The 20,360-nt window shown below is 63.2% G+C and carries 16 protein-coding genes, 2 tRNA genes and 1 pseudogene; 7 read left to right on the forward strand and 12 right to left on the reverse strand.

The features are described 5' to 3' along the window. Window positions 1–230: 230 nt before the first annotated feature. A tRNA-Asp gene (locus NKI35_RS20255) sits at window positions 231–307 on the reverse strand. A gap of 217 nt (window positions 308–524) precedes the next feature. Here NKI35_RS20255 and NKI35_RS20260 point away from each other — a divergent pair. After that, a tRNA-Val gene (locus NKI35_RS20260) sits at window positions 525–600 on the forward strand. Window positions 601–642: 42 nt separating this feature from the next. Here NKI35_RS20260 and NKI35_RS20265 read toward each other — a convergent pair. Next, the gene (locus NKI35_RS20265; RefSeq protein WP_023739412.1) at window positions 643–1,503 is read right to left on the reverse strand and encodes a toll/interleukin-1 receptor domain-containing protein; all 861 of its coding nucleotides are present in this window, start codon (window positions 1,501–1,503) and stop codon (window positions 643–645) included. Window positions 1,504–2,239: 736 nt separating this feature from the next. Further along, window positions 2,240–2,821 carry a hypothetical protein gene (locus NKI35_RS20270; protein WP_352741319.1) on the reverse strand — a complete coding sequence of 194 codons (582 nt, stop codon included), beginning with the start codon at window positions 2,819–2,821 and terminating at the stop codon, window positions 2,240–2,242. Window positions 2,822–2,878: 57 nt separating this feature from the next. Between NKI35_RS20270 and NKI35_RS20275 the strand changes: the two genes are divergently transcribed. Further along, the gene (locus NKI35_RS20275; protein ID WP_352741320.1) at window positions 2,879–3,700 is read left to right on the forward strand and encodes a M15 family metallopeptidase; all 822 of its coding nucleotides are present in this window, start codon (window positions 2,879–2,881) and stop codon (window positions 3,698–3,700) included. On the opposite strand, the gene NKI35_RS20280 is transcribed toward NKI35_RS20275, so the two are convergent. The 5 genes from NKI35_RS20280 to NKI35_RS20300 all read right to left on the reverse strand — a co-directional run bounded on the left by NKI35_RS20280 (window position 3,701) and on the right by NKI35_RS20300 (window position 8,650). Continuing rightward, window positions 3,701–4,471, reverse strand: a complete 771-nt coding sequence (locus NKI35_RS20280) for an SDR family oxidoreductase (RefSeq protein WP_023743160.1) — start codon at window positions 4,469–4,471, stop codon at window positions 3,701–3,703. It lies immediately after the preceding gene. A gap of 12 nt (window positions 4,472–4,483) precedes the next feature. After that, the gene (locus NKI35_RS20285; RefSeq protein WP_023743159.1) at window positions 4,484–5,479 is read right to left on the reverse strand and encodes an ABC transporter permease; all 996 of its coding nucleotides are present in this window, start codon (window positions 5,477–5,479) and stop codon (window positions 4,484–4,486) included. A 161-nt stretch (window positions 5,480–5,640) separates the two neighbouring features. After that, entirely contained in the window at window positions 5,641–6,681 is a 1,041-nt protein-coding gene (locus tag NKI35_RS20290; RefSeq protein WP_023684845.1) for a sugar ABC transporter substrate-binding protein, read from the reverse strand. A 41-nt stretch (window positions 6,682–6,722) separates the two neighbouring features. Next, window positions 6,723–7,487, reverse strand: coding sequence for an ATP-binding cassette domain-containing protein (locus tag NKI35_RS20295; protein WP_023669142.1), 765 nt, complete (start codon window positions 7,485–7,487; stop codon window positions 6,723–6,725). After that, window positions 7,484–8,650 carry an ROK family transcriptional regulator gene (locus NKI35_RS20300; protein WP_023739408.1) on the reverse strand — a complete coding sequence of 389 codons (1,167 nt, stop codon included), beginning with the start codon at window positions 8,648–8,650 and terminating at the stop codon, window positions 7,484–7,486. The genes NKI35_RS20295 and NKI35_RS20300 overlap by 4 nt, the downstream gene beginning before the upstream one ends. A 211-nt stretch (window positions 8,651–8,861) precedes the next feature. On the opposite strand from NKI35_RS20300, the gene NKI35_RS20305 reads away from it, so the two are divergent. Further along, window positions 8,862–10,043, forward strand: coding sequence for a M24 family metallopeptidase (locus tag NKI35_RS20305; protein ID WP_352741321.1), 1,182 nt, complete (start codon window positions 8,862–8,864; stop codon window positions 10,041–10,043). Window positions 10,044–10,090: 47 nt separating this feature from the next. Here the strand turns inward: NKI35_RS20305 and NKI35_RS20310 are convergent. The 3 genes and pseudogenes from NKI35_RS20310 to NKI35_RS20320 form a co-directional block, all read right to left on the reverse strand. Continuing rightward, window positions 10,091–10,348: pseudogene (locus NKI35_RS20310) on the reverse strand (ABC transporter permease); the annotation flags it as partial. Window positions 10,349–10,441: 93 nt separating this feature from the next. Then, on the reverse strand, window positions 10,442–11,725 hold the full coding sequence (locus NKI35_RS20315; RefSeq protein WP_023708648.1) for a M23 family metallopeptidase: 1,284 nt from the start codon (window positions 11,723–11,725) through the stop codon (window positions 10,442–10,444). A gap of 164 nt (window positions 11,726–11,889) precedes the next feature. Next, complete coding sequence (locus NKI35_RS20320; protein ID WP_023819420.1) at window positions 11,890–12,357, reverse strand: peroxiredoxin; 468 nt, start codon at window positions 12,355–12,357, stop codon at window positions 11,890–11,892. 162 nt (window positions 12,358–12,519) lie between these two features. On the opposite strand from NKI35_RS20320, the gene NKI35_RS20325 reads away from it, so the two are divergent. Continuing rightward, window positions 12,520–15,906: a hypothetical protein gene (locus NKI35_RS20325; protein ID WP_352741322.1), complete on the forward strand. Its 3,387-nt coding sequence runs from the start codon at window positions 12,520–12,522 to the stop codon at window positions 15,904–15,906. 17 nt (window positions 15,907–15,923) lie between these two features. Here the strand turns inward: NKI35_RS20325 and tyrS are convergent, their stop codons facing one another. Then, window positions 15,924–17,177, reverse strand: a complete 1,254-nt coding sequence (tyrS, locus tag NKI35_RS20330) for a tyrosine--tRNA ligase (protein WP_352741323.1) — start codon at window positions 17,175–17,177, stop codon at window positions 15,924–15,926. 254 nt (window positions 17,178–17,431) lie between these two features. On the opposite strand from tyrS, the gene NKI35_RS20335 reads away from it, so the two are divergent. From NKI35_RS20335 to NKI35_RS20345, 3 genes are read left to right on the forward strand one after another with little or no spacing between them, the layout of a single operon-like run. Continuing rightward, complete coding sequence (locus NKI35_RS20335; protein ID WP_023739402.1) at window positions 17,432–18,166, forward strand: glycosyltransferase family 2 protein; 735 nt, start codon at window positions 17,432–17,434, stop codon at window positions 18,164–18,166. After that, window positions 18,159–18,491, forward strand: coding sequence for a lipid-A-disaccharide synthase N-terminal domain-containing protein (locus tag NKI35_RS20340; RefSeq protein ID WP_023669132.1), 333 nt, complete (start codon window positions 18,159–18,161; stop codon window positions 18,489–18,491). The genes NKI35_RS20335 and NKI35_RS20340 overlap by 8 nt, the downstream gene beginning before the upstream one ends. A 58-nt stretch (window positions 18,492–18,549) precedes the next feature. Continuing rightward, the gene (locus NKI35_RS20345; RefSeq protein ID WP_352741324.1) at window positions 18,550–20,193 is read left to right on the forward strand and encodes an ArnT family glycosyltransferase; all 1,644 of its coding nucleotides are present in this window, start codon (window positions 18,550–18,552) and stop codon (window positions 20,191–20,193) included. Window positions 20,194–20,360 lie beyond the last annotated feature (167 nt).

Genomic DNA, 20,360 nt, shown 5'->3' on the forward strand with positions numbered 1-20,360 from the left:
GTCGGTCGAGGCAATCTCGGCCAAGATGGGCAACTCGATCGACGGGAACAAGGCGCTGCAGAAGACCTATATGCCGGTCAATCTGGCCGCCGTCCGCTCAGCTGACGCCAGCCGCCGCAAGGGCAGAAAAGCTGCTTGGTCTGGAACGGAACGAATACAGAAAGTTGAAACTCTCCGGAGAATGAGAGTTGAAACTTTTCAAGGGGCGGTAGCTAACCCCTTGAAATTAATGGCGCGAGTGACGGGGCTCGAACCCGCGACCTCCGGCGTGACAGGCCGGCACTCTAACCAACTGAGCTACACCCGCGCATTGGACGAGCACGTGTCAGCCGTGTTCGTCGTTGGGGCGGTGGATAAGGGGTTCGCCACCGGGTGTCAAGCGCAGCTGGACAGCATAAACGCATCAGGAGAAGGTTTTTTGACAGGCGGCACTTTGCCCGCGAAAACCACTGTGCGGCTAAGCTAGCAGCTGCTCATTTGGCCTTGCGAAGCCGGTTGCGACCGCTTAAAGGTCCGGCCGGAGCGGGCGATTAGCTCAGTTGGTAGAGCGCTTCGTTTACACCGAAGATGTCGGCGGTTCGAGCCCGTCATCGCCCACCACTCAAGCTCTTGATAAATCGGTGCTTGCCCGGAGTTACGGTCTCATATCCGGTTGTACGCGTTGTCGGCATTCTGCTTCCTGGCCTTGTCGCGTTCGAAAGGGGTGACGCAGACCAAGTCGCTCTCGAACGCTTCACGCCAGACGTAGCCGTCGCGGCAGGTGCTGTCGCCGTAAGGTCCGCCGGTCGGCGAACGGTTGTTGCGGGCATTTGCATTCTGGGCCTGCACCTCGCCGTAGTCGGCAGGACTCACGCACACGCTGTCGCCGAAGATCGCCGATCGCCAGACGAATCCTTCCTTGCATCCTTTGGCCTCGATCGCTGCGGGCTCGATAGGCGACGGCAAAGGGGAGGGCCTCGGCCACAACGCCACCGTTGTCCCGCCGATGCCGAGCGCGATCATCGCGGCCAGCCCGTACAGCAGCCAGAGCCTCGGCCGCCGCGCCGCTGGCTTCGCTATCGCCGACGCAATCGCCGCCATATCGTCGTTGAAGCGCTCGTGGCGGACCTCCATGGCTTGACGCTTGGCCAGGTCCTGCAGATCGGGTGGCAAGGCGCTTTTCTTTGGCATGCTGGCGCCGTTGACGAGCACGGGGATGACGCGCACCCCAGCCTGGAGTGCCGTACGGATCTCCTTGCGCACGAAGTCGTCGGGGGACTCCAGCCGAACCTGGCCCTGCTCATCGGTAAGCGCGGCCCACTGCGGCCCCACGATCGCCAGCATGATTTTGCAACTGGCCAAACTGCGGGCAAGCGCCACCTCAAAGTCATCGCCGGGGTTGAGCTTGTCGACGTCCATGAAGATGGATGCATCAGGAAGCGCGCGGTTCAGATTATCGTAGACGCGGCCCGCCACGCCGGAATCGGTCTGCCGCCGGTAGTTGATGAATACGTCGCCAAGCAAGGCCTGCCTCTTCCCACATGAACGAGAAGGCCTCAAAGTAGCATGAGCGGTGACCTCGCAGCTAGTCTGGCGACAGACTGGCCATTACTGCGGATGCAGTCCGTTTCACGTCTCGCCAGAGGACACATGCACCGGCCCTTCGCGTCGCACGGTGGACTAAGTACAAGAGGCCATTACGGCGCGTCGCCAAAGCGGAATATACACAAATGTCTTCCGTCTGGATGGCAGCTGCAGAGCAAGTTCGGCCCACGCCCGCAACGCCAGGCGAACAATGCCTTTACCGGATTAACTTGGCGTATCCGGAAAAGCAGGTTCCTCCGGAAGGGCAGGGTGTTCTGGAAGGGTGGGTTCACCTGCACGGGTAGGTTCATCAGGAAGCTTAATATCTTGAGCGTCTATGCAATGTCGCTCTCTCAAAACCGGGGAACCGCTTTTGAGCGCCACGCATTGGGTGAGCACAGAAAGACGATCGGCTCCGCCACTTCTTCCTGTTTCGGCTCGCCGATGCGGGCAAGCGTGTACTTGTCGACGTTGTTCGCATACGGCTTCGATATCGGCGTAGGTGCCGTGTCACCGTGCCGCGATAAGGGTTCACAGCGGTCGAGTTGACGATAGCGTTCTCAGCGAAGATGTCGGCGGTTCGAGCCCGTCATCGCCCACCATATCTGGCCGACCATATCTCGAATGCCGGGCGCGGCCGCAACGAGCCGCACCCGCCGTTCTTCCCCGGCGCCACCTATCGTTTGACGTAGCAGTTCTTCTTCACGCGGCGGATGGGATCCTCGCCAAAGGCGTCGACGCTGCATGTGACGCCGTTCCTGAATACGCCCTGGACGTACTGGCCACGCGCCCCGTATCTCACCAGTTTGCGGCCACGGAACTCGCAGAACCGCCCCTCCGAGGCGCAGGCCACCCATCTGCCGCCGCCCTGGCCGTAGTCGTCATCGCCGTAATTGTCGTCGTCGTCATCATTGTCGCCATAGTCGTTACCGCCGCCGCGCCTCACGATGTAGCAAGCCTTGTCGCGGCCAGGCGCCGGGTCCCCAAAGACGCGATTCGTACACGGCACGGCACGACGATCGATGAAGCGCGAAGTGGTCTGCCCGCGCGCGCCGTAGACCACTTCCGAGGGGTAGGGCAGGCGGCAGATTTCGCCTTCGTCGGCGCATCGCTGCATCCGCTGGGCGGATGCGGTGGCTGGAAAAAGAATAGAGACGGACGAGGCCAGGCCGACCAGGCAGATGAATGTAAACGTCATCCGGATCAAAGCATTGAAGGTTTTTGACACGATTTGTCTCCCGTTCGATTCGACCAGCATGGTACAGCAGCCTTGTTAAATACACGATGAACGAAAGCCCTCCGGGAAGGCAGGACAATGATGGATCATCCAGGGCGCCTGATGCTGCGGTTGCTGTTCGCATTGGCAATCGTCGGCACTGGACGCTTCGCCTATGCAGGGAATGCGGGCGACGGCGTCGACCAGCCGGCGGCCAAGGCCGCCTTGCTCAAGGCCTATCCCGGACTTTTCACCATTTCGGGCAATGTACTGACCTGGACCGACGGCACCACGATGGTGTGGGACGACGGCAAGGCGCGCGACGCCGACGCGCTGCTGGAGAGCCCTGACATCGAAGACATGTTTCGCTACGTCTATCCCGGAGCAGCGGAGGGCGCGCTGGTCCCGGCCGAGGATTTCGATCCCGGCCGCATCCGCAACGAACCTTTCTTCGAGAAGCTCTACGGGGCAAGTGCCGCCGAGGTGGGCAAGCACATCGCCAACCTCAAATGGTTGCCGAAGCTCGGCAAGAAGACCGTGCAGGTCACCAGGATTTTCGGCATCAACGACCGGCTGGGCAAGGTCTCCGCTGCGCTTGAGGCGATGCCCGCGGAGCTGAGCCGTTACGGGCTCAAGCCCGGCGGCGGCTTTGTCTGGCGGCCCATCGCCGGCACGAACCGGTTGAGCGTCCACTCCTTCGGGGCGGCCTTCGACATCAATGTCGGCTTCTCCGACTACTGGTACAACAACAGGAACAAAACCAACCCCAAGGGCCCCATTCCGTTCAAGAACCGGATCCCGCTGGAAGTCGTGGAGTTGTTCGAGAAAAACGGCTTCATCTGGGGCGGGCGCTGGTATCACTACGACACCATGCATTTCGAGTACCGGCCTGAATTGCTGCTTTACAACAAATCCGGCTGATCACGGCGGCAGCAGCCGGAAATCCTTGCCTTCGGGCAGCAACTGGCCGCCGTCGACGATGATGGTGGTGCCGGTGATGTAGCTGGCATCGTCCGAGGCGAGGAACAGGAAGGCATTGGCGACATCGCGCGGACTGCCGAGGCGTCCCAACGGGATCGAATCCTCCATGTTCTTGATATAAGCGGCGCCCCGATGCAGCTCGATCGCTTCGGTCAGGATGTTGCCGGGCTCGACGCCGTTGACGGTGATGCCGTAGCCGGAAAACTCCAGCGCCGCCGAGCGGATGAAGCCGTTGATGCCGGCCTTGCTGGCGGCGTAGTGGCCATGGCCGGGGCTGGTGACATGCGGACCGGTGATCGATGAGGTGTAGAGCATGCGCCCGTAGCCTTGCGCCTTCATCGGCGCCAGCGCCGCCAGCGTGGCATTGAAGGTGCCGCGCAGATTGACCGCCATCACCCGGTCCCAGTCGCCCGGGCTGGTGTTCTCGATGAGCTGCCAGGGATAGATGCCGGCATTCTGCACGATGATGTCGAGACGACTGTGGCGGCTCAATGCCAGGGCTACCGCGGCCTCAGCATCGGCCATTTGCGAGATGTCGGTGCGGATGAAGGCAGCGCCGAGCTCTTCCGCGGCCGCTTGACCGGCCTCGGCTTCGCTGTCTGCCAGGACCAGCCGCGCGCCTTCCTCGGCAAAGCGCTGGGCGATGCCCTTGCCGATGCCGCGCGCGCTTCCGACGATCAGCGCGACTTTGCTTTCGAGCCGTCCTGTCATGCCAGCCGTCTCCTATGCCAGTCTTTGGCGAATGGTTTGCTTGAAGGCGTCGAGCAGCACGGCGGCGAGCACAAGCAGGCCGTGGATCACCTGGGTGAAATTGGCCGGCAGGCCCATCAGGTTGATCGCCGTGTTGATGGAGGAGAGCAAAAGCACGCCGGCATAGACGCCGGGCAAGGTGCCGACACCGCCTTTCAGGCTGACGCCGCCGATGACGACGGCGGCAAAGGCGTTGAACAACAGCCCGGTCCCGAGATTGGCGGTGGCGCCCGAGGTGCGGATGGCGAGCAGCCAGCCGGCGAGGCCGGCAATGGCGCCGGCAAGCACGAAGGCGATGATCAAATTGCGATTGACGCGGATGCCGGCGCGGAAGGTCGCGGTCTCGTTGCCGCCGATCATCACGAGGTGGCGGCCGAACGGCGTCTTGGCCATGATCAGCGAGAACAGGACGAAACAGGCGACAGCGATCCAGGCGGTCAGCGGCAGGCCCGCCAGCCGCTGGATGCCGAACCAGCGGATGGCCGGCGCCAGATCCTGTGCCGAGCGGCCGCCGGAAATCACCAGAACCAGGCCGCGCACCCAGATGTAGGACGCCAGCGTGATGATGAAGGCGCTCATCTTCACCTTGACCACGAGATAGCCGTTGAAGACGCCGATGAGGCCGCCGACGGCGAGCGCAACCAGCAGCGAAACCGGAACCATCAGCCATTGCGGATTGAGCTGTATGCCCATGCCGATGCCCGATGAGCAGAACAGGATGCCGACCGCCATGGCGCTGAGTGCGGCCACCGATTCCACCGACAGGTCCATATGGCCGGCAATGATGACCAGCGACAGGCCGATCGACATCACGCCGAGAACGCTCGAGGCCTCGATGATGTTGGCGAAGATGCCGAGCTGGAAGTAGTTCGGGACGAAGATGGAAAAGACAACCAGCACAAAGATCAGCATGAACCAGACGAGGTTGTCGAGGACGAACTCCAGGGCTTTGCGGGTGCGCGGGTTCATGGGCTGATCCGGTTGGCGCTCCCGAGAAAAATCAGGCTGAGAAATCAACTCGATTTCGTCGGGTTCAGGCGCGGGTTTAGGTTCGCCACGGTGTCCTGGGACGCGGCGTCGTGAATGGGCAGGCTCCGGGCCGCAATGGCCCGGAGCGCTTCGCTAGGCTACTATTCGACAGACTTGATCGTGTCCGTCGGCGGCTTCTGGTTGCCCCAGAAGGCCGGATTGTCGACGTTTTCCTTGGTAATGGCGGCGCCCGGGATCTTGATGTTGGGGCCCCAGCTCTCCTTGGTTACTGTCGACTTCAAGCCGAGCACGTCATACTCGCCAGGCTTGATTTCCTGCTTGCCGGCGATCTTGTCCATGAACATCGCCACGGCCGCGGCCTGCGCGTAGAGCGGTTGCTCGACTTCGACATTGAGCCAGCCCTTGCGGATCAGGTCGAGACCGACCGGAGCGCCGTTCGAGCTCATCAGCATGACGTCGCCCGGCTTCTTGCCGGCGGCCTCGAGCGAGGCGACGGCTGCGACCGACAGGTGCGCGGCATGGCTGAAGATCAGGTCGATGTCGGGGTTGGCGAGCATCTGGTCGGCAACGATCGTGCCGGCGTTGCTGGCTTCCCATTGCATGGCCGGCAGCGAGATGATCTTGACGTCAGGAAACGCCTTCAACTTCTCCTCGAAACCCTTCTGGATGTCGAGCGTGTAGGGATCGCCGGGATCGCCGAGCACCTGCAGGATCTTGCCCTTCACCGAACCGTTCTTGGCGGTCAGAAGCTTTTGCGCCTGCTCGGCGGCGACGTAGCCGATCTCGACCGTGCCCGCCACCGAGGTGAAATCGGACGGGGTCGAGGTGATCTGGCGGTCGAACTCGACCACCGGGATGCCGGCTGCACGCGCCGCTTCGATGGACGGCTTCAGCGCGTTGAAATCGACGGCGGCCAGGATGATCGCCGCCGGCTTCAGCGCAATGACGTCGTTCATCTGCGATTGCTGCGCGTCAGTCTTGTTATCGGCGTTGAGTGTTTTCACCTCATAGCCGACCTGCTTGAGGAACAGCTCCAGCGCGCTCACCGAGCCGGTCTGGAATTCATCGAGCAGGGTCGGGACCATATAATAGACGGTGCCCTTGGTCTGGGACATTGCCGGCGTGAGCGAGGCAAGAGCCAGTGCCAGGATACCGAAGACAAGAACCAGTATTCGCTTCATGTCGTTCGCTCCTCTTTTATACCGGACCCCTCTTTTGTCCCTCAACCTGCCGGTCCGGCACCGGCAAGCGTCTCACCGGTGATCATGTTGATCACCGCATCGGGACTTGTTTTGTTGCGTGCGACATCGCCGGCCACGACGCCTTGCCGGATCACCACGATCCGGTCGGCGACCTGGAAGGCCTGTTGCATGATGTGGGTGATGATGACGACGCCGATGCCCTGGTTGGCCACCTGGCGGATCATCTCGAGGCCGCGCCTGGTCTGCTCGACGCCGAGTGCCGCGAACGGCTCGTCCAGCAGCACCAGCTTGCCGCCCCAATGGACGAAGCGGTTGAGCTCGATGGCCTGGCGCTGGCCGCCCGAGAGATGCTCGACATTGGTGCGCAGCGACGGGATGCGGGTGCCGGCACTTGCCAGCGCCTTGCCGACCACGGCCTCCATGGCGCGCTCGTCGAGGATGGGGACACCGAGAACCTTGCGGGTGATTTCGCGGCCCATGAAGAAATTGGCGACGACGTCGACATTGGTGCAGAGCGACAGGTCCTGGTAGACGGTCTCGATGCCGGCAGCCTTGGCCTCGGCCGGCGTTTTCGCCAGGAATTCCTTGCCCTCGAACAGCATGCGGCCGGAGCTCGGCTCGAGGCCGCCGGCGATGATCTTGACCAGTGTCGACTTGCCGGCGCCGTTGTCGCCGAGCAGCGCCACGACTTCGCCCTTGCCGATCGAGAAGCTGATGCCCCTCAGCGCATGAATGGCGCCGTAATTCTTGGTGACGTTTTCGAGTACCAGCAGCGGTTCGGTCATGCCGCCACTCCCTTGCTGTGCATGAGGTCGGACCGGCGCTCGCGCTCGGCAATGAACATCTGGCCGAAGCGCGGCGACAGCACGCCCGAAACGGCTAATGCGGCAGCGCCCCGCAGCACCGAATGCTTGCCGCCGGTCGCCACCGTCACGCGCGGTGTCTTGCGGTCGCGCCGCGCCGAGACCGAATTGGGGAACTGTCCGGCCGCGCTGACCAGCTTTTCCAGCAGGTCTGTGGGCGCAAGCCCGCCGAGGATCACGGTTTCGGGGTCGAATATATTCTCGATTGTGACGATGGCGTTGCGGAAGATCGGCGCGATCTCGGCCACCCAGGCGGCGTCGCTGATGTTGCGGCGGCGACGTGCTTCCAGCGAGAGATACCGTTCGAGGCAGCCGCTGTTGCCGCATGGGCAAGGCTCGCCGCCGGGAACGGCAGGGATGTGTCCGATTTCGCCGGCATTGCCCCAGGCGCCGCGCATCACCGCGCCGTCATGCACGATGACGCCGCCGAGGCCGACGCCGAAATAGAGGTAGTAGTATTCGGAATAACCGGAGCCGAGACCGTAAAGCCGTTCCCCCATGGCGGCCGCCGCCATGTCGGTTTCGAAGAAGGCCGGCAGCCCGGTCGACGCCGCCAGCCGTTCCGGCAGCGCGACATCCTTCCAGCCGGCCATGGTCGTCGGGCCGACGAAGCTCATCGACTCCACGCCGAACGGTCCAGGCAGCGCCATGCCGATGCCGAGCACGCGCCCGCCGGGCCGCAGCGCCGTCAACTCCGGCACCATCGCGCCGATCAGCTCGAAGGCATGGTTGGGCGTCGCATGCGGCGCCTCGCGATGCATGCTCTCGATGACATCGCCGCTGAGATTGATGAGCGCCGCGTCGATCCCTAGCGGGGTGAGGTGGACGCCGACGGCATAGCCGCCCTCGGGGTTGATCCTGAGCGTCGCCGGCGGCAGCCCGCGTCCGCGCGGCTCTTCGCGCAGCGACAGCACATAGCCGTGCTCTTCGAGTTCGCGAACGATGGTCGATACGGTCTGGACGGTGAGGCCAACGCGGCCGGCAATGTCGCCGCGGGCGATGGGACCGTGAAGACGGATGGACTCCAGCACGATGCGCCGGTTGTAGGGCCGTCCGAACTCCTGATTGGTTCCCCGCAGTGCCATGTCCCGCGCCCCTTAGGAAGACCAAGACTTGCACAGGCAATTTATTCAGTCAAATGGAATTCAAAAATAATTCGGAATGGTTCCCGGACGCGGTGCAGGACCTGTCCCATGCGCCGCGCTGGCCGATTGCAGCCGGGCTGAAACCACCGCAATGGTGAATGACGTCAGGCGGGCGCGGGGCTCGCCGGCCAACAATCCAGCAGGAAAACCGATGATCGAATTGCCTTTTGCGCGCGATGAGTACCAGCGGCGGCTCAAGAAGATCCGCGCCGAGATGGCGGCGCGTGGGCTGGAACTGCTGGTCGTCAACGATGTCGCCAACCAGCATTACATCACCGGCTATGACGGCTGGTCGTTCTACACGCCGCAGGTCGTGCTGGTCCCGATCGAATACGAGGCCGAGCCGGTCTGGATCGGCCGCGCCATGGATGCGGCAGGCGGCTTGCTGACGGCCTGGATGAAGCCGGAGAATGTGGTCGGCTTCCCCGAAGACCACGTGCAGCGAGCCGATCGCCATCCGATGGACTGGATGGCGGCCTGGATCGTCGCCAAGGGCTGGGGCGCGAGACATATCGGCATCGAGCTCGAAGCTTATTATTTCTCGCCGAAGGCGCATGCCCGGCTGGTCGCTGGCCTGCCCAATGCGAAATGGCACGACGCCGATCTCCTGGTGAACTGGATCCGCGCCGTGAAATCCGCGCCGGAAATCGCCTACCTGCGCAAGGCGTCGACCTTGGCTGAAGCAGCTGTCGCGCGGGCCTTCGAAGTCATCGCGCCAGGCGTGCGCGAATGCGATGCGATTGCCGCGATCCAGGCGGCGCAGATTGCCGGCAGTCCAGACTTCGCCGGCGACATCACGGCACTTCCGCCGACGATCCTCGGCGGCGAGAATGCATCGGCTCCGCACATCATGTGGAGCGACCGGAGGTTCGGCAAGGACGAGACGATCGCGCTCGAACTCGCCGGCGTTTGCCGCCGATATGCCGCAGGCCTCGCCCGAACGATGCAGCTCGGCAAGACGCCGGCCCGTGTCGCCGACACCGCAAAGGCGGTGATCGAAGGCATGGATGCGGTGCTCGACGCGGTCAGGCCGGGGACCACAGCCGAAGCGGTCGAGGCCGCATGGCGCAAGGTTATCCAGCGCTACGGGCTGAAGAAGGAATCGCGCATCGGCTACTCCATCGGCGTCGCTTATCCCCCGGATTGGGGCGAGCACACGATCAGCCTGCGGCCCGGCGACAAGACCGCGCTGCAACCCGGCAACGTCCTGCACTCCATTCTTGGCATGTGGATGGATGGCTGGGGCATCGAGATCAGCGAGACCATTCTGGTGACCGAGACCGGCCATGAGACGCTGACCAAATTCCCGCGAGACATCCATGTCAAATCCTGACCGGTCAGCCACGACGGACGCCACCGCGACCCGCCTGACGCATCTGCTCAATATTGGATCGTCCGGCGCTCGATCAGCACCACAAGACAAAACAGGACGATCGACAGGCCCGATGACAGCACGATCGCCGCGTAGAGGCGGTCCGACTGGTAGTTGAAGGACGCCTGGACGATCAGCGCGCCAAGTCCTTGGTCGGAGCCGATCCATTCGCCGACAATGGCGCCGATCACGGCGGTGGCCGAGGCAATCCTCAGCGATGAGAACAGCATCGGCAAAGCGCGCGGCAGCCGCAGGCTCCAGAACGTGACGCCGGAGCACGCGATGTCGGATTGCCAAACAACAGGATGGTACAACGGGTGAAGGAGGCGGGGGCGTGCAACCAGCCGCCTGGCTTGACCCTACAGATACTGCTCGACCTTCTTGCCGACGGTCAGGAAGCGCAGCGGGTCGATGGCCTCGCCATTGTGGCGGACTTCGTAGTGCAGGTGCGGGCCGGTCGAACGGCCGCTGCTGCCGGTTTTGCCAATGATGTCGCCGGCTGCGAGTTTTTGGCCGACGGCAACGTCGATCTCGCTCAGATGGCCGTAGCGCGTGGCAAAGCCGTTGCCGTGATCGACCTCGACCATGCGGCCATAGCCGCCGTTCCAGCCGGCCTTGGTAACGATTCCGGCCGCCGTGACCTTGGCTGCCATGCCGACCGGCGCGCGGAAATCCATGCCCGAGTGCAGGGCAGCGGTGCCGAGGATGGGGTCAGTGCGCACGCCGAACGGGCTGGTGACGGAGTGGCCCGGCGCCGGGTTGGCGAGCGGCAGCCGCCGCGCCTCTTTCTTCAACTGGTCGAGCGTATCCAGCGCCTCGTCCAGTTCCTTGACCTTGCTGTCGAACATCATCGAGCTGTCAAGCGGGATCAGCGGTCCGCCGACATCGCTTTCGTTTTTGCCGAAATCACTGTCGACCGGCAGACCGGCCGCTTCCAGCGCCTGGGTGATGGCATCGGCGTTCTTGTAGGCGTTGTCGGCCAGGGTTTCGATGCGGGTGAGTTGCTGGCTCTCGATAGCCTTCAGTGAATCATTGATCGAGACGAACAATTTGTCGGCGCGGTCCGCAGCCGTTTCGCTGGGCAGCGGATCGGAACGTGTCGACCACAGCGAGAATGGCCTGGTGTCGCCCGAACCAAGGCTGGCGACCGAATAGGCGAGTGGCTCGCCGCCAGTCAGTTCGGCATGTTCGTCGGGTTTTGTTGTCGCTGCGGCATCAGCGGTTGGCAGCGTCCCGACTTCGTTTTCGGCCCGCTCGAGAATCGGGCCGAGGCGGCCATGGCGCTGGCTGAGCTGGCTCTGCCGCTCGATCAATTCGCTGACCTTGGTTTCCATCAGTTTCTGGTCGAGAAGCTGGCGGCTGGTGATGCGGTCGACCTGCGCGCGCAATGCGGAAATGCGATCTTCATAGGCCTGCTGCATGCGCGCCTGCCGGGCCGTGGTGGCGCCGATCAGATCGTCGCGCAGTACGAGATAGGAGGTCGCCAAGAGATAGCCGATGGCGATCGCCGCCAGTGCCGAGCCGAGAAAGGCGACGAGCCACGGCCGGATGGTGAAATGCCGTATTTCATTGCCCCGCGCAATGATGACCGTATGCGGCTCCTTGCGCCTGCCGAAGACCGCTGACTGACCGGTTAGGTTCACGGGACCAAGCTTTCGTTACGACACCAACGAAGCCCGATTACACATTATTAGGGTTAACAAAGTTTTGCCGTCGCGGGCGCGCTAGTGACCAACGGTGTCAGCCAACCGCATATATGTCTTATGCCCCTAATGCACTGCGCGGCGTTGGCCAGATCGGTGGCGCCTCAGAGCGCGCGGACCGCCTCCAGCACTGCTTCGGCATGGCCTTTCACCCGGACCTTGCGCCAGATCCCGGCGATCCGCCCGTCCTTGCCGATCAGGAACGTCGCCCGCTCGACGCCCATATAGTTCCGGCCATACATCGTCTTCTCGACCCACAGATTGTAGGCCTCGATCACCTTGCGCGCCTCGTCGGCAACCAAGTCGACGGTGAGATCGTATTTGGTTTTGAACTTGTCGTGCTTCTTCACGCTGTCCGGCGACAGGCCGATCACCACGGCGCCGGCCTTTTCGAACTCCGGCTTCAGCTGCGAAAAGCTGATCGCCTCATTGGTACAACTTGTAGTGTCGTCCTGCGGATAGAAATAAAGTACAACGGGCTTCCCCCGCATCGAGGCAAGGCTGAGTGAGCCGCCGCCGTCGCGCGGAAGATCGAATTGCGGCGCAACGTCGCCAACGTCGAGATCAGCCATATCGATGCCCTTGTTTGAGGTTACGCGGCCCTAAATCAAAGAGATAGAGCATGATGTCGTCCGAAAACCGCCTCACACTTTTCGGCATCATGCTCTAGCCTGCGTCGTTATAGTGTCGGGCGGGGATTCGTCCACGATCGAATTCGCACAACGGAAAATTGCGTGGATCAGGAAGAACCGCAGCACGAGAAAATCCGGTTCAGGCGTGACGAGATCACCGACCTGGGGGCTTTCCCGTCCGCTTGCCGCGTGCCGCCGCTCGGCAAGGCACGGATCGGCCGCGGCTTTCGCATCCTTGCCCGGCTGTTTGCCGGCACTGGAGCCCTTGTGCTGCTGGCAGCGGCCGCCGTCTACGTCATCGGCGCCACCGGCATCGGCAACGAACGGCTGCGGTTGGAAGCCGAAACGGCGATCGAGAAACTGGCCGGTTTCGACGTCAAAGTCGCCGTCGGTCCTGCCAGCCTGACACTTGACGGATCGAGCTTCATTGCGCTGCAGGTCAAGGATGTCAGCGTCGAGACGGCCGACGGCAAGCCGATGGCCGATGCCGGGCGCGTCCGCTTCGGCATCCGGCTGATCCCGCTGCTTTCGGGCGAGGTTCGGCTGACCAGCGCCAGGATTTCCGACGCCCATATCGTCACCGCGGCAATGCCGTCGGGTGGTGACTGGACAGCGCGCCTGCGCAATCAAGACGGTCTCATCGATCCGGAAAAACTGGCCGCCGCCGTCTTCAGTGACGTCAATCGTGCACTCGATGCCGTGCGCGAGGATTCGATGCGCCGCATCGATCTCAAAAATGTCGCATTCGAGCTGCCCGAGGCCGGATCGGTCAAGCTGGTCATGATCGCCAACGCGACGGTGCTGCAGTCGGGCCCCGGCAGCGTGGAGTTCTCGTCCGAGGCGGATGTCGATGGCCGCGCGCTCACCGTCACCGCCACCGCCACCCGCGATACGAGCTCGATGCGCGTCACCGCCTTGAACGCCGCCATCGACATGGCGGATGTCGCGGAGACCACGCCGGCGGCCGGCGGGCGAACCGGCGCGATTGCTTTGAAGCTCACCGGATCCGAAGGCTCGGGCGAGACCGATTCGCGGCTGACGGGCTCGCTGTCGCTAACCGGCTCGGTGCTCGACCTCGGCACACGCGGGCTGTTGCCGGCCGATGTCGATGTCGACGCCGCCCTTGTCTCCGGCTCCAACAAGATCGATGTCGGCAGGCTGGTTCTAAAGACCGGTCGCTCGGCGTTCAATTTCGCCGGCTCGATCGGGCCAAAGCCGTCGACCGGCGCGGCCGGCGAGGAGCCTTCCTATCGTTACGACCTGACCAGCGACGGCTCGACGCTGGCGCCTTCGGAATCGCCCGAGCCGGCGCTGAATTTCTTCGCCCGCATCGCCGGCGTCTATCAGATCAAGAGCCGCAAGCTTGTCGCCGACCAGATCGGCATCAGGTCGGGATCGGGGAGCGAAGTGCTGGGAACCGCTGCGGTTTCCTTCATCGACAACGGACCGCCGGGTATCTCGGTGTCGCTCAACGTCCACGACATGGCGGTCTCGCACGTCAAGCAATTGTGGCCCTGGTTCTCCGCCAAGAACGCGCGGCTGTGGGTGCTGCAGAACCTGTTTGGCGGCCGCGTCGTCGATGCCAGCCTGCAGTTCCAGGTCGTGCCAGGACGTCTCGGCAACGGCGTGCCGCTTTCGGCCGACGAGGTGTTCGGCCGCTTCCAGGTCGAGGGCTCGCGTTTCGACACCGCCGGCCGCATCCCGCCGATACGCGATGCCGTCGGCGTCGTTTCCTTCCACGGCAACGATGTCGACGTCGCGCTGTCCTCGGGCAGCGTCTATATGCCGAGCGGCCGCACCGTGGCGGCAAGCAATGGCACACTGTCGGTAAAGGCGGCAAACCACCCGCCGGTGATCGGCGCGCTCGACATCGACGTCGCCGGTGAGGCGCCGGCCATCGCCGAACTTGCCTCCTACGAACCGATCAACGCCATGCGCCATGTCGGCATCTTGCCGGACGACCTGTCGGGCACGGTGACCGGCCACGTCAAGGCCGACATTCCGTTGCAATCCGGCGTCGATACGTCGAAGCTCGATTGGCTGGTATCGCTCGACTACAAGGACCTGTCGCTCGCCAAGCCGTTCGAAGGCCAGATGGTGACCGATGCCGACGGTTCGATCGAAGTCGGGCCCGGCAAGGCGGTGATCTCTGCCAAGGCGCGGCTGAACGGCATTCCAGCCGAGCTCGATCTGGTCGAGCCGCTCAGGGATGGCGGCCCGCCGCGCAGCCGCAAGGTGGCGCTTGTGCTCGACGACAAGACGCGCGCCATCGCCATGCCTGGCCTGTCGCCGCTGATTTCCGGCACCATCAAGGTGGCAATCGACAAGAGCGGCGAAGGCGGCAGCCAGAACGTCGACGTTGACCTGACGAGCGCCAGGCTGGACATTCCCTGGGCAGGCTGGAGCAAGGGGCCGGGCATTCCCGCCAATGCCACTTTTACCATGAGCAAGTCCGGCGATACCACGACGCTGTCCGACTTCGACCTCGACGGAAAGAGCTTTTCGGTCGAAGGCGATGTCGTCCTGGTCAAGGGCGCGCTGTCTTCGGCCCGCTTCAGCAAAGTCGCCTTGAACCGGGGCGACGATGTCGCCGTGACGGTGAAGCGGTCGGGCAAGGGCTTCGCAGTCGATGTCAGCGGCAACGCGCTCGATGCCCGCTCGCTGATCAAGCAGTTCACCTCCGATGTCGATACCGCCACCAAAACCACCGGCACGGACGCGGTTTCGGTCAGCGCCGACGTCAATTCGCTAACCGGGTTCCATGACGAGGTCCTGTCCAATTTGAAGCTCGACTACAGTGCCGCCGGCTCCAGGGTGAACAGGCTCAAGGTCAGCGCCGCGGCAAGTTCCGGCGCCGCCATCACCATCAGCAATACGGCAGGCAATGGTGCTCGCGCGCTCACCATGAAGTCGGCCGACGCAGGCGCCATATTGCGCTTCCTCAACATCTACGAGCATATGGAAGGCGGATCGATCACGCTGGCGCTCAGCGGCGCAGCCGACGGCCCGATGCGTGGACAGGTCGATTCGAGCAACTTCTTCATCGTCAATGAACCGAAGCTCGCCTCGATCGTCTCGACCACGCCAACCGGCGACAGCCGCAGCCTGAACGAAGCGGTCAAGGGCAAGATCGACACTTCGCGGGTAAAGTTCGAGCGCGGCTTTACCGAGATCGACAAGGGGTCGGGCTATTTGAAATTGGCGAATGGCGTGCTGCGCGGCCCGCGCATCGGCACCACCTTCCAAGGCACGCTCTACGACCAGAACAACAATATGGACATGACCGGAACCTTCATGCCGGCCTATGGCCTCAACCGCATCTTTGGCGAACTGCCGCTGGTCGGCGCGCTGCTCGGCAATGGCCGCGACCGCGGGCTGATCGGCGTCACCTACCGGCTTAAGGGCAACGCCAACAAGCCGGTGCTGGACATCAACCCGCTATCGGTAATCGCGCCGGGCATTTTCCGCTCGATCTTCGAATATCGCTGAGGATCCCAGAAGACGGGTCAGACCGGCCGCACCAGAACGTGTTTTTTCTTGCCCATTGAAAGCTTTGCGACGTTTTCCGGACTCAAATCCTGAGGCGTCACCATCCGCCGGTCGTCCGCCACCGGCTGGTCGTTGAGGCGCACGGCGCCACCCTGTATGTGACGCCTTGCCTCGCCGTTTGACCCGGCAAGGCCCCCGCTGACCAGCAGCGACAGGATGCCGATGCCGGCTTCCAGCGCGGCGCCGTCCACTTCCACGGTCGGCAGCGTTTCGGCGGTCACGCCTTCCTCGAAGGTCTTGCGCGCGGTCTCCTCGGCTTGTTGCGCCGCCTCGCGGCCGTGCACGATGGCCGTGGTTTCGGTGGCCAGCACCTTCTTGGCCTCGTTGATCTCCGAGCCGCCAAGGGCGGCCAACCGCGCGATCTCCGAAAGCGGCAGCCGGGTGAAGATCTTCAGGAAGCGCTCGACGTCGGCATCCTCGGTGTTGCGCCAGTATTGCCAGAAATCATAGGGCGAGAAGAGGTCGCCGTTCAGCCACACCGCGCCCTTGGCCGATTTGCCCATCTTGGCGCCCGACGATGTCGTCAGCAGCGGCGTGGTCAGCGCATAAAGCTGCGGCGTGCCCATGCGGTGGCCGAGATCGACGCCGTTGATGATGTTGCCCCACTGGTCCGAACCGCCCATCTGCAGCCGGCAGTCGTGGCGGCGGCTGAGCTCGACGAAATCATAGCCTTGCAGGATCATGTAGTTGAATTCGAGGAAGGACAGCGACTGTTCGCGCTCGAGCCGCAGCCTGACGCTGTCGAAGGTCAGCATCCGGTTGACCGAAAAGTGGCGGCCGACATCGCGCAGGAACTCGACATAGTTGAGCTTCATCAGCCAGTCGGCATTGTTGACCATGATGGCGTCGTTGCCGGTGTCGCCGAAGCGCAGGATGCGGCCAAAAATGCGCTTGATGCCTTCGATGTTGGTGGCGATCGCCCCGGGCGTCAAAAGGCTGCGCTGGTCGTCGCGGAAGGACGGGTCGCCGATCATCGAGGTGCCGCCGCCCATCAGCGCGATCGGCCGGTGTCCGGTCTCCTGCATCCAGTAGAGCATGGTCGCCGATATCAGATTGCCGATGTGCAGGCTGGTCGCCGTGGCGTCGTAGCCGACATAGGCGGTCACGGTTTCCTTCGCGAAAAGTTGATCCAGCCCGGTCTCATCCGAAATCTGGTGGATGAAGCCGCGCTCGCTCATGACGCGCAGGAAATCGGACTTGAAGGCGGACATTGTTTCTTCCTGAAAGCGCCGGGTCCGAACGGCCCGGCATGGCCTGAACGCGGGCGTTTAGCATCCAAGCGCGTCAAGCAAAAGTGGTTTCCGATTTTGCGCCGGCATGGACAGCCTATTCTGCACTGCCGCGCATGCTTGCTTCATCCTGTCGGCTGGCGTAATGAGGCGCCGCGCCAACGGGTTCGATCCGCTGGAACGGCACCGCACGGCATCCACCGAATGCCATATCTTGTGACAGAGCCCGACGCGATATGCCGGACGCATTGATATCCATCGTCATTCCCTGCCGCAACGAGGCGGCGAACCTGCCGCTGCTGATCGACGAGATCGAGGCGGCGATGACCGGGCGCGATTTCGAAATCATCGTCGTCAATGACGGTTCGACTGACGACACCGCTTCGGTGCTTGCCGCTGAAGCCGCCAAACGTCCGTTTCCGCTTCGGCAGCTGCGGCACGAAAAATCCGCCGGCCAGTCGCTTTCGGTGCGCTCGGGCGCTTGGGCGGCGCGCGGCTCGATCGTCGCCACCATCGACGGCGACGGCCAGAACGACCCGCAATATATCCCCGTTCTGGTCGATGCGCTGCGTCGGGCAGGGCCCGATTTCGGCGCCGCGCAGGGGCAGCGATTGAAGCGCCGCGACAGCAAGATCAAGCAATTGGCATCGCGTTTCGCCAACTGGCTGCGCGGCGCGATCCTGCATGACGACACCCGCGACACCGGCTGCGGCCTGAAGGCGATCCACACCGATATCCTACGCAAACTGCCCTTCTTCGACGGCACGCATCGTTTCGTTCCGGCCCTGGTCATCCAGGAAGGCTACCGCGTCGTCCATTGCGACGTCGTCGACCGCTCGCGCCGCCACGGCAAGTCGAATTACGGCATCTTCGATCGCGGCCTGCAGGGCGCGCTCGATCTCGCCGGCGTCTGGTGGCTTCGGCGCCGGCGCCGCAGAATGCCAAAGGTAGAGGAAATCACGCATGGCTAACGTGTTTCAGGAATTGGCGACCTGGCTGCACCAGGTTTTCGTCAAGCAGTTCGACGCCTGGGTTCTGCTCGGCTTCGTTGCCCAGTTCTTCTTCACCATGCGCTTCCTGGTGCAGTGGATCGCTTCGGAAAAGGCCAAGCGCAGCGTCGTGCCGATCGCTTTCTGGTTCTTCTCGCTGTTCGGCGGCGGGCTGCTGCTCGTCTACGCCATCCAGCGTGAGGATCCGGTGTTCATCGCCGGCCAGGCCATGGGCATGGTGATCTATGTCAGAAATTTATGGCTCATCGCCAATGAGCGCAAGGCGGCGATGACCAAGGTCGACTGAGCCACCAGTCCCGCCAAATCCAGTCTGTCCGGTGTTGACCAGTCTGTCCGGTGTCGAAATGAGCAGGAACTACATCTTTCTCTTCCTGTTCAGCCTGATGATGACGGCGTCGGGACTGGCCTCTTTGCCGCCGCTCGACCGCGACGAGCCGCGCTTCGTCCAGGCGACCAAGCAGATGACGGAGACCGGCGACTATGTCGACATCCGCTTCCAGGACGCGTCGCGCTACCAAAAGCCGATCGGCATCTACTGGCTGCAATCGGCGGCGGTGACGCTGAGCGGCGAGGGGGCACAGGCGCCGATCTGGATTTACCGGCTGATCTCGGCGCTGGGCATCGCCATCGCCGTCGTCGCAATCGCCTGGACCGGGGCCAATCTGTTCGGCGCCAATGCCGGTCTTGCCGCCGGCCTGGTCATGGCGGCGATTTTCGCCACCGCCTTCGAAGGCCGTGACGCCAAGACCGACGCGATGCTTCTTGCCTGCTGCGTTCTGGCGCAAGGCGCGCTGGCGCAGATTTATCTGGCATCGCGCCGCAACGAGCCTGTCGCCGGCCATCTGCCGTGGATTTTCTGGGCTGCGCAGGGCGCGGCGATCCTCATCAAGGGGCCGATTGCACCGCTGGTGTCGGCGCTGACGGTGCTCACGCTGGTTGCCTTCGAGCGCGACTGGCGCTGGCTGGCGAGGCTGAAAGCCGGGCGTGGGCTGATTCTGGTGCTGTTGATCGTGCTGCCTTGGCTCGCCCTCATCACCTGGAAGAGCAACGGCGCCTTCCTGCAGCAGGCCGTCGGCAAGGATATGCTCGGCAAGGTCGCGCAAGGCGAGGAGTCGCACGGCGTTCCGCCGGGCTTCTACGTGCTGACCTATTGCCTGTTCATGTGGCCGTTCGGCCTTGTGGCGCTCGGCGCCGGACTGCAGGCGCTCAACCGATTGCGCGACGATCCGCGCCTGCGTTTCTGCCTCGCCTGGTACGTTCCGTTCTGGCTCGTCTTCGAATTGATCCCGACGAAACTGCCGCATTATGTGCTGCCGGCCTATCCCGGCATGGCCCTGCTCATCGGCTGGCTTTTGACGCTGACACCGCAAGAGGCAAATGCGCCGCTCAGGCGCTGGCAGACATGGCTGTGGTGGGCGACCGCATTCGGCACCGTTCTGGTGACAGTCGGTCTCGCCGTGCTTTGCGTCGGTGCGCCGATCTATCTCATGAAGACATTTTTATGGTGGAGCGTTCCGGCCGCCGCGGCAGCATTGGGCGCCGGCTACCTCGCTGTTTCGCGCCAGACGCTGGTGCCGCTGGTCCGCATCGGCGGGGCTGCGGTTTGCGCCGGTATAACCTACGCCCTGCTGTTCGGTGTCATCGTGCCGTCACTGAAACCGATTTGGATGAGCCGGGAAATCGAGGCTGCGGTTCGCGCCGATCGTCCCTGTGAGATGAGCGTGCTCGCCTCCGCGCAATATCACGAACCGAGCCTGGTATTTCTGGTGGGCACAAAGACGGTACTGACCGATGTCGACGGGGTTGCGCAACATCTGCTTGGCGATCCGGCCTGCGCGCTGGGCCTGGCGCCGGTCGGCGATGAAAAACGGCTGGATGACCTGCTGGCAGGGCAAGGCAAGAAGGCCAGCCGCGTCGCTGAAATCGACGGCATCAACTATTCGTCAGGTGATAAACTGTCGCTCGGCCTGTACCGTGTGGCGAACTGATACCTCTTCGATGATCGCTTCGAGCTCCGCATGTTGACGAAGTCGCCATCACCGGCGCGTGCCGCTATGCCTGCCATGCTCCGGCAGTCTGTCGATAATTTCCGCGATACTTTCGGGATTGTACGGCATCGCCTGGCGACGCGCCCGGCGCGCCACCCGAAAATCCT

Source organism: Mesorhizobium sp. M0676 (assembly GCF_040320535.1).
Taxonomy (GTDB): Bacteria; Pseudomonadota; Alphaproteobacteria; order Rhizobiales; family Rhizobiaceae; genus Mesorhizobium.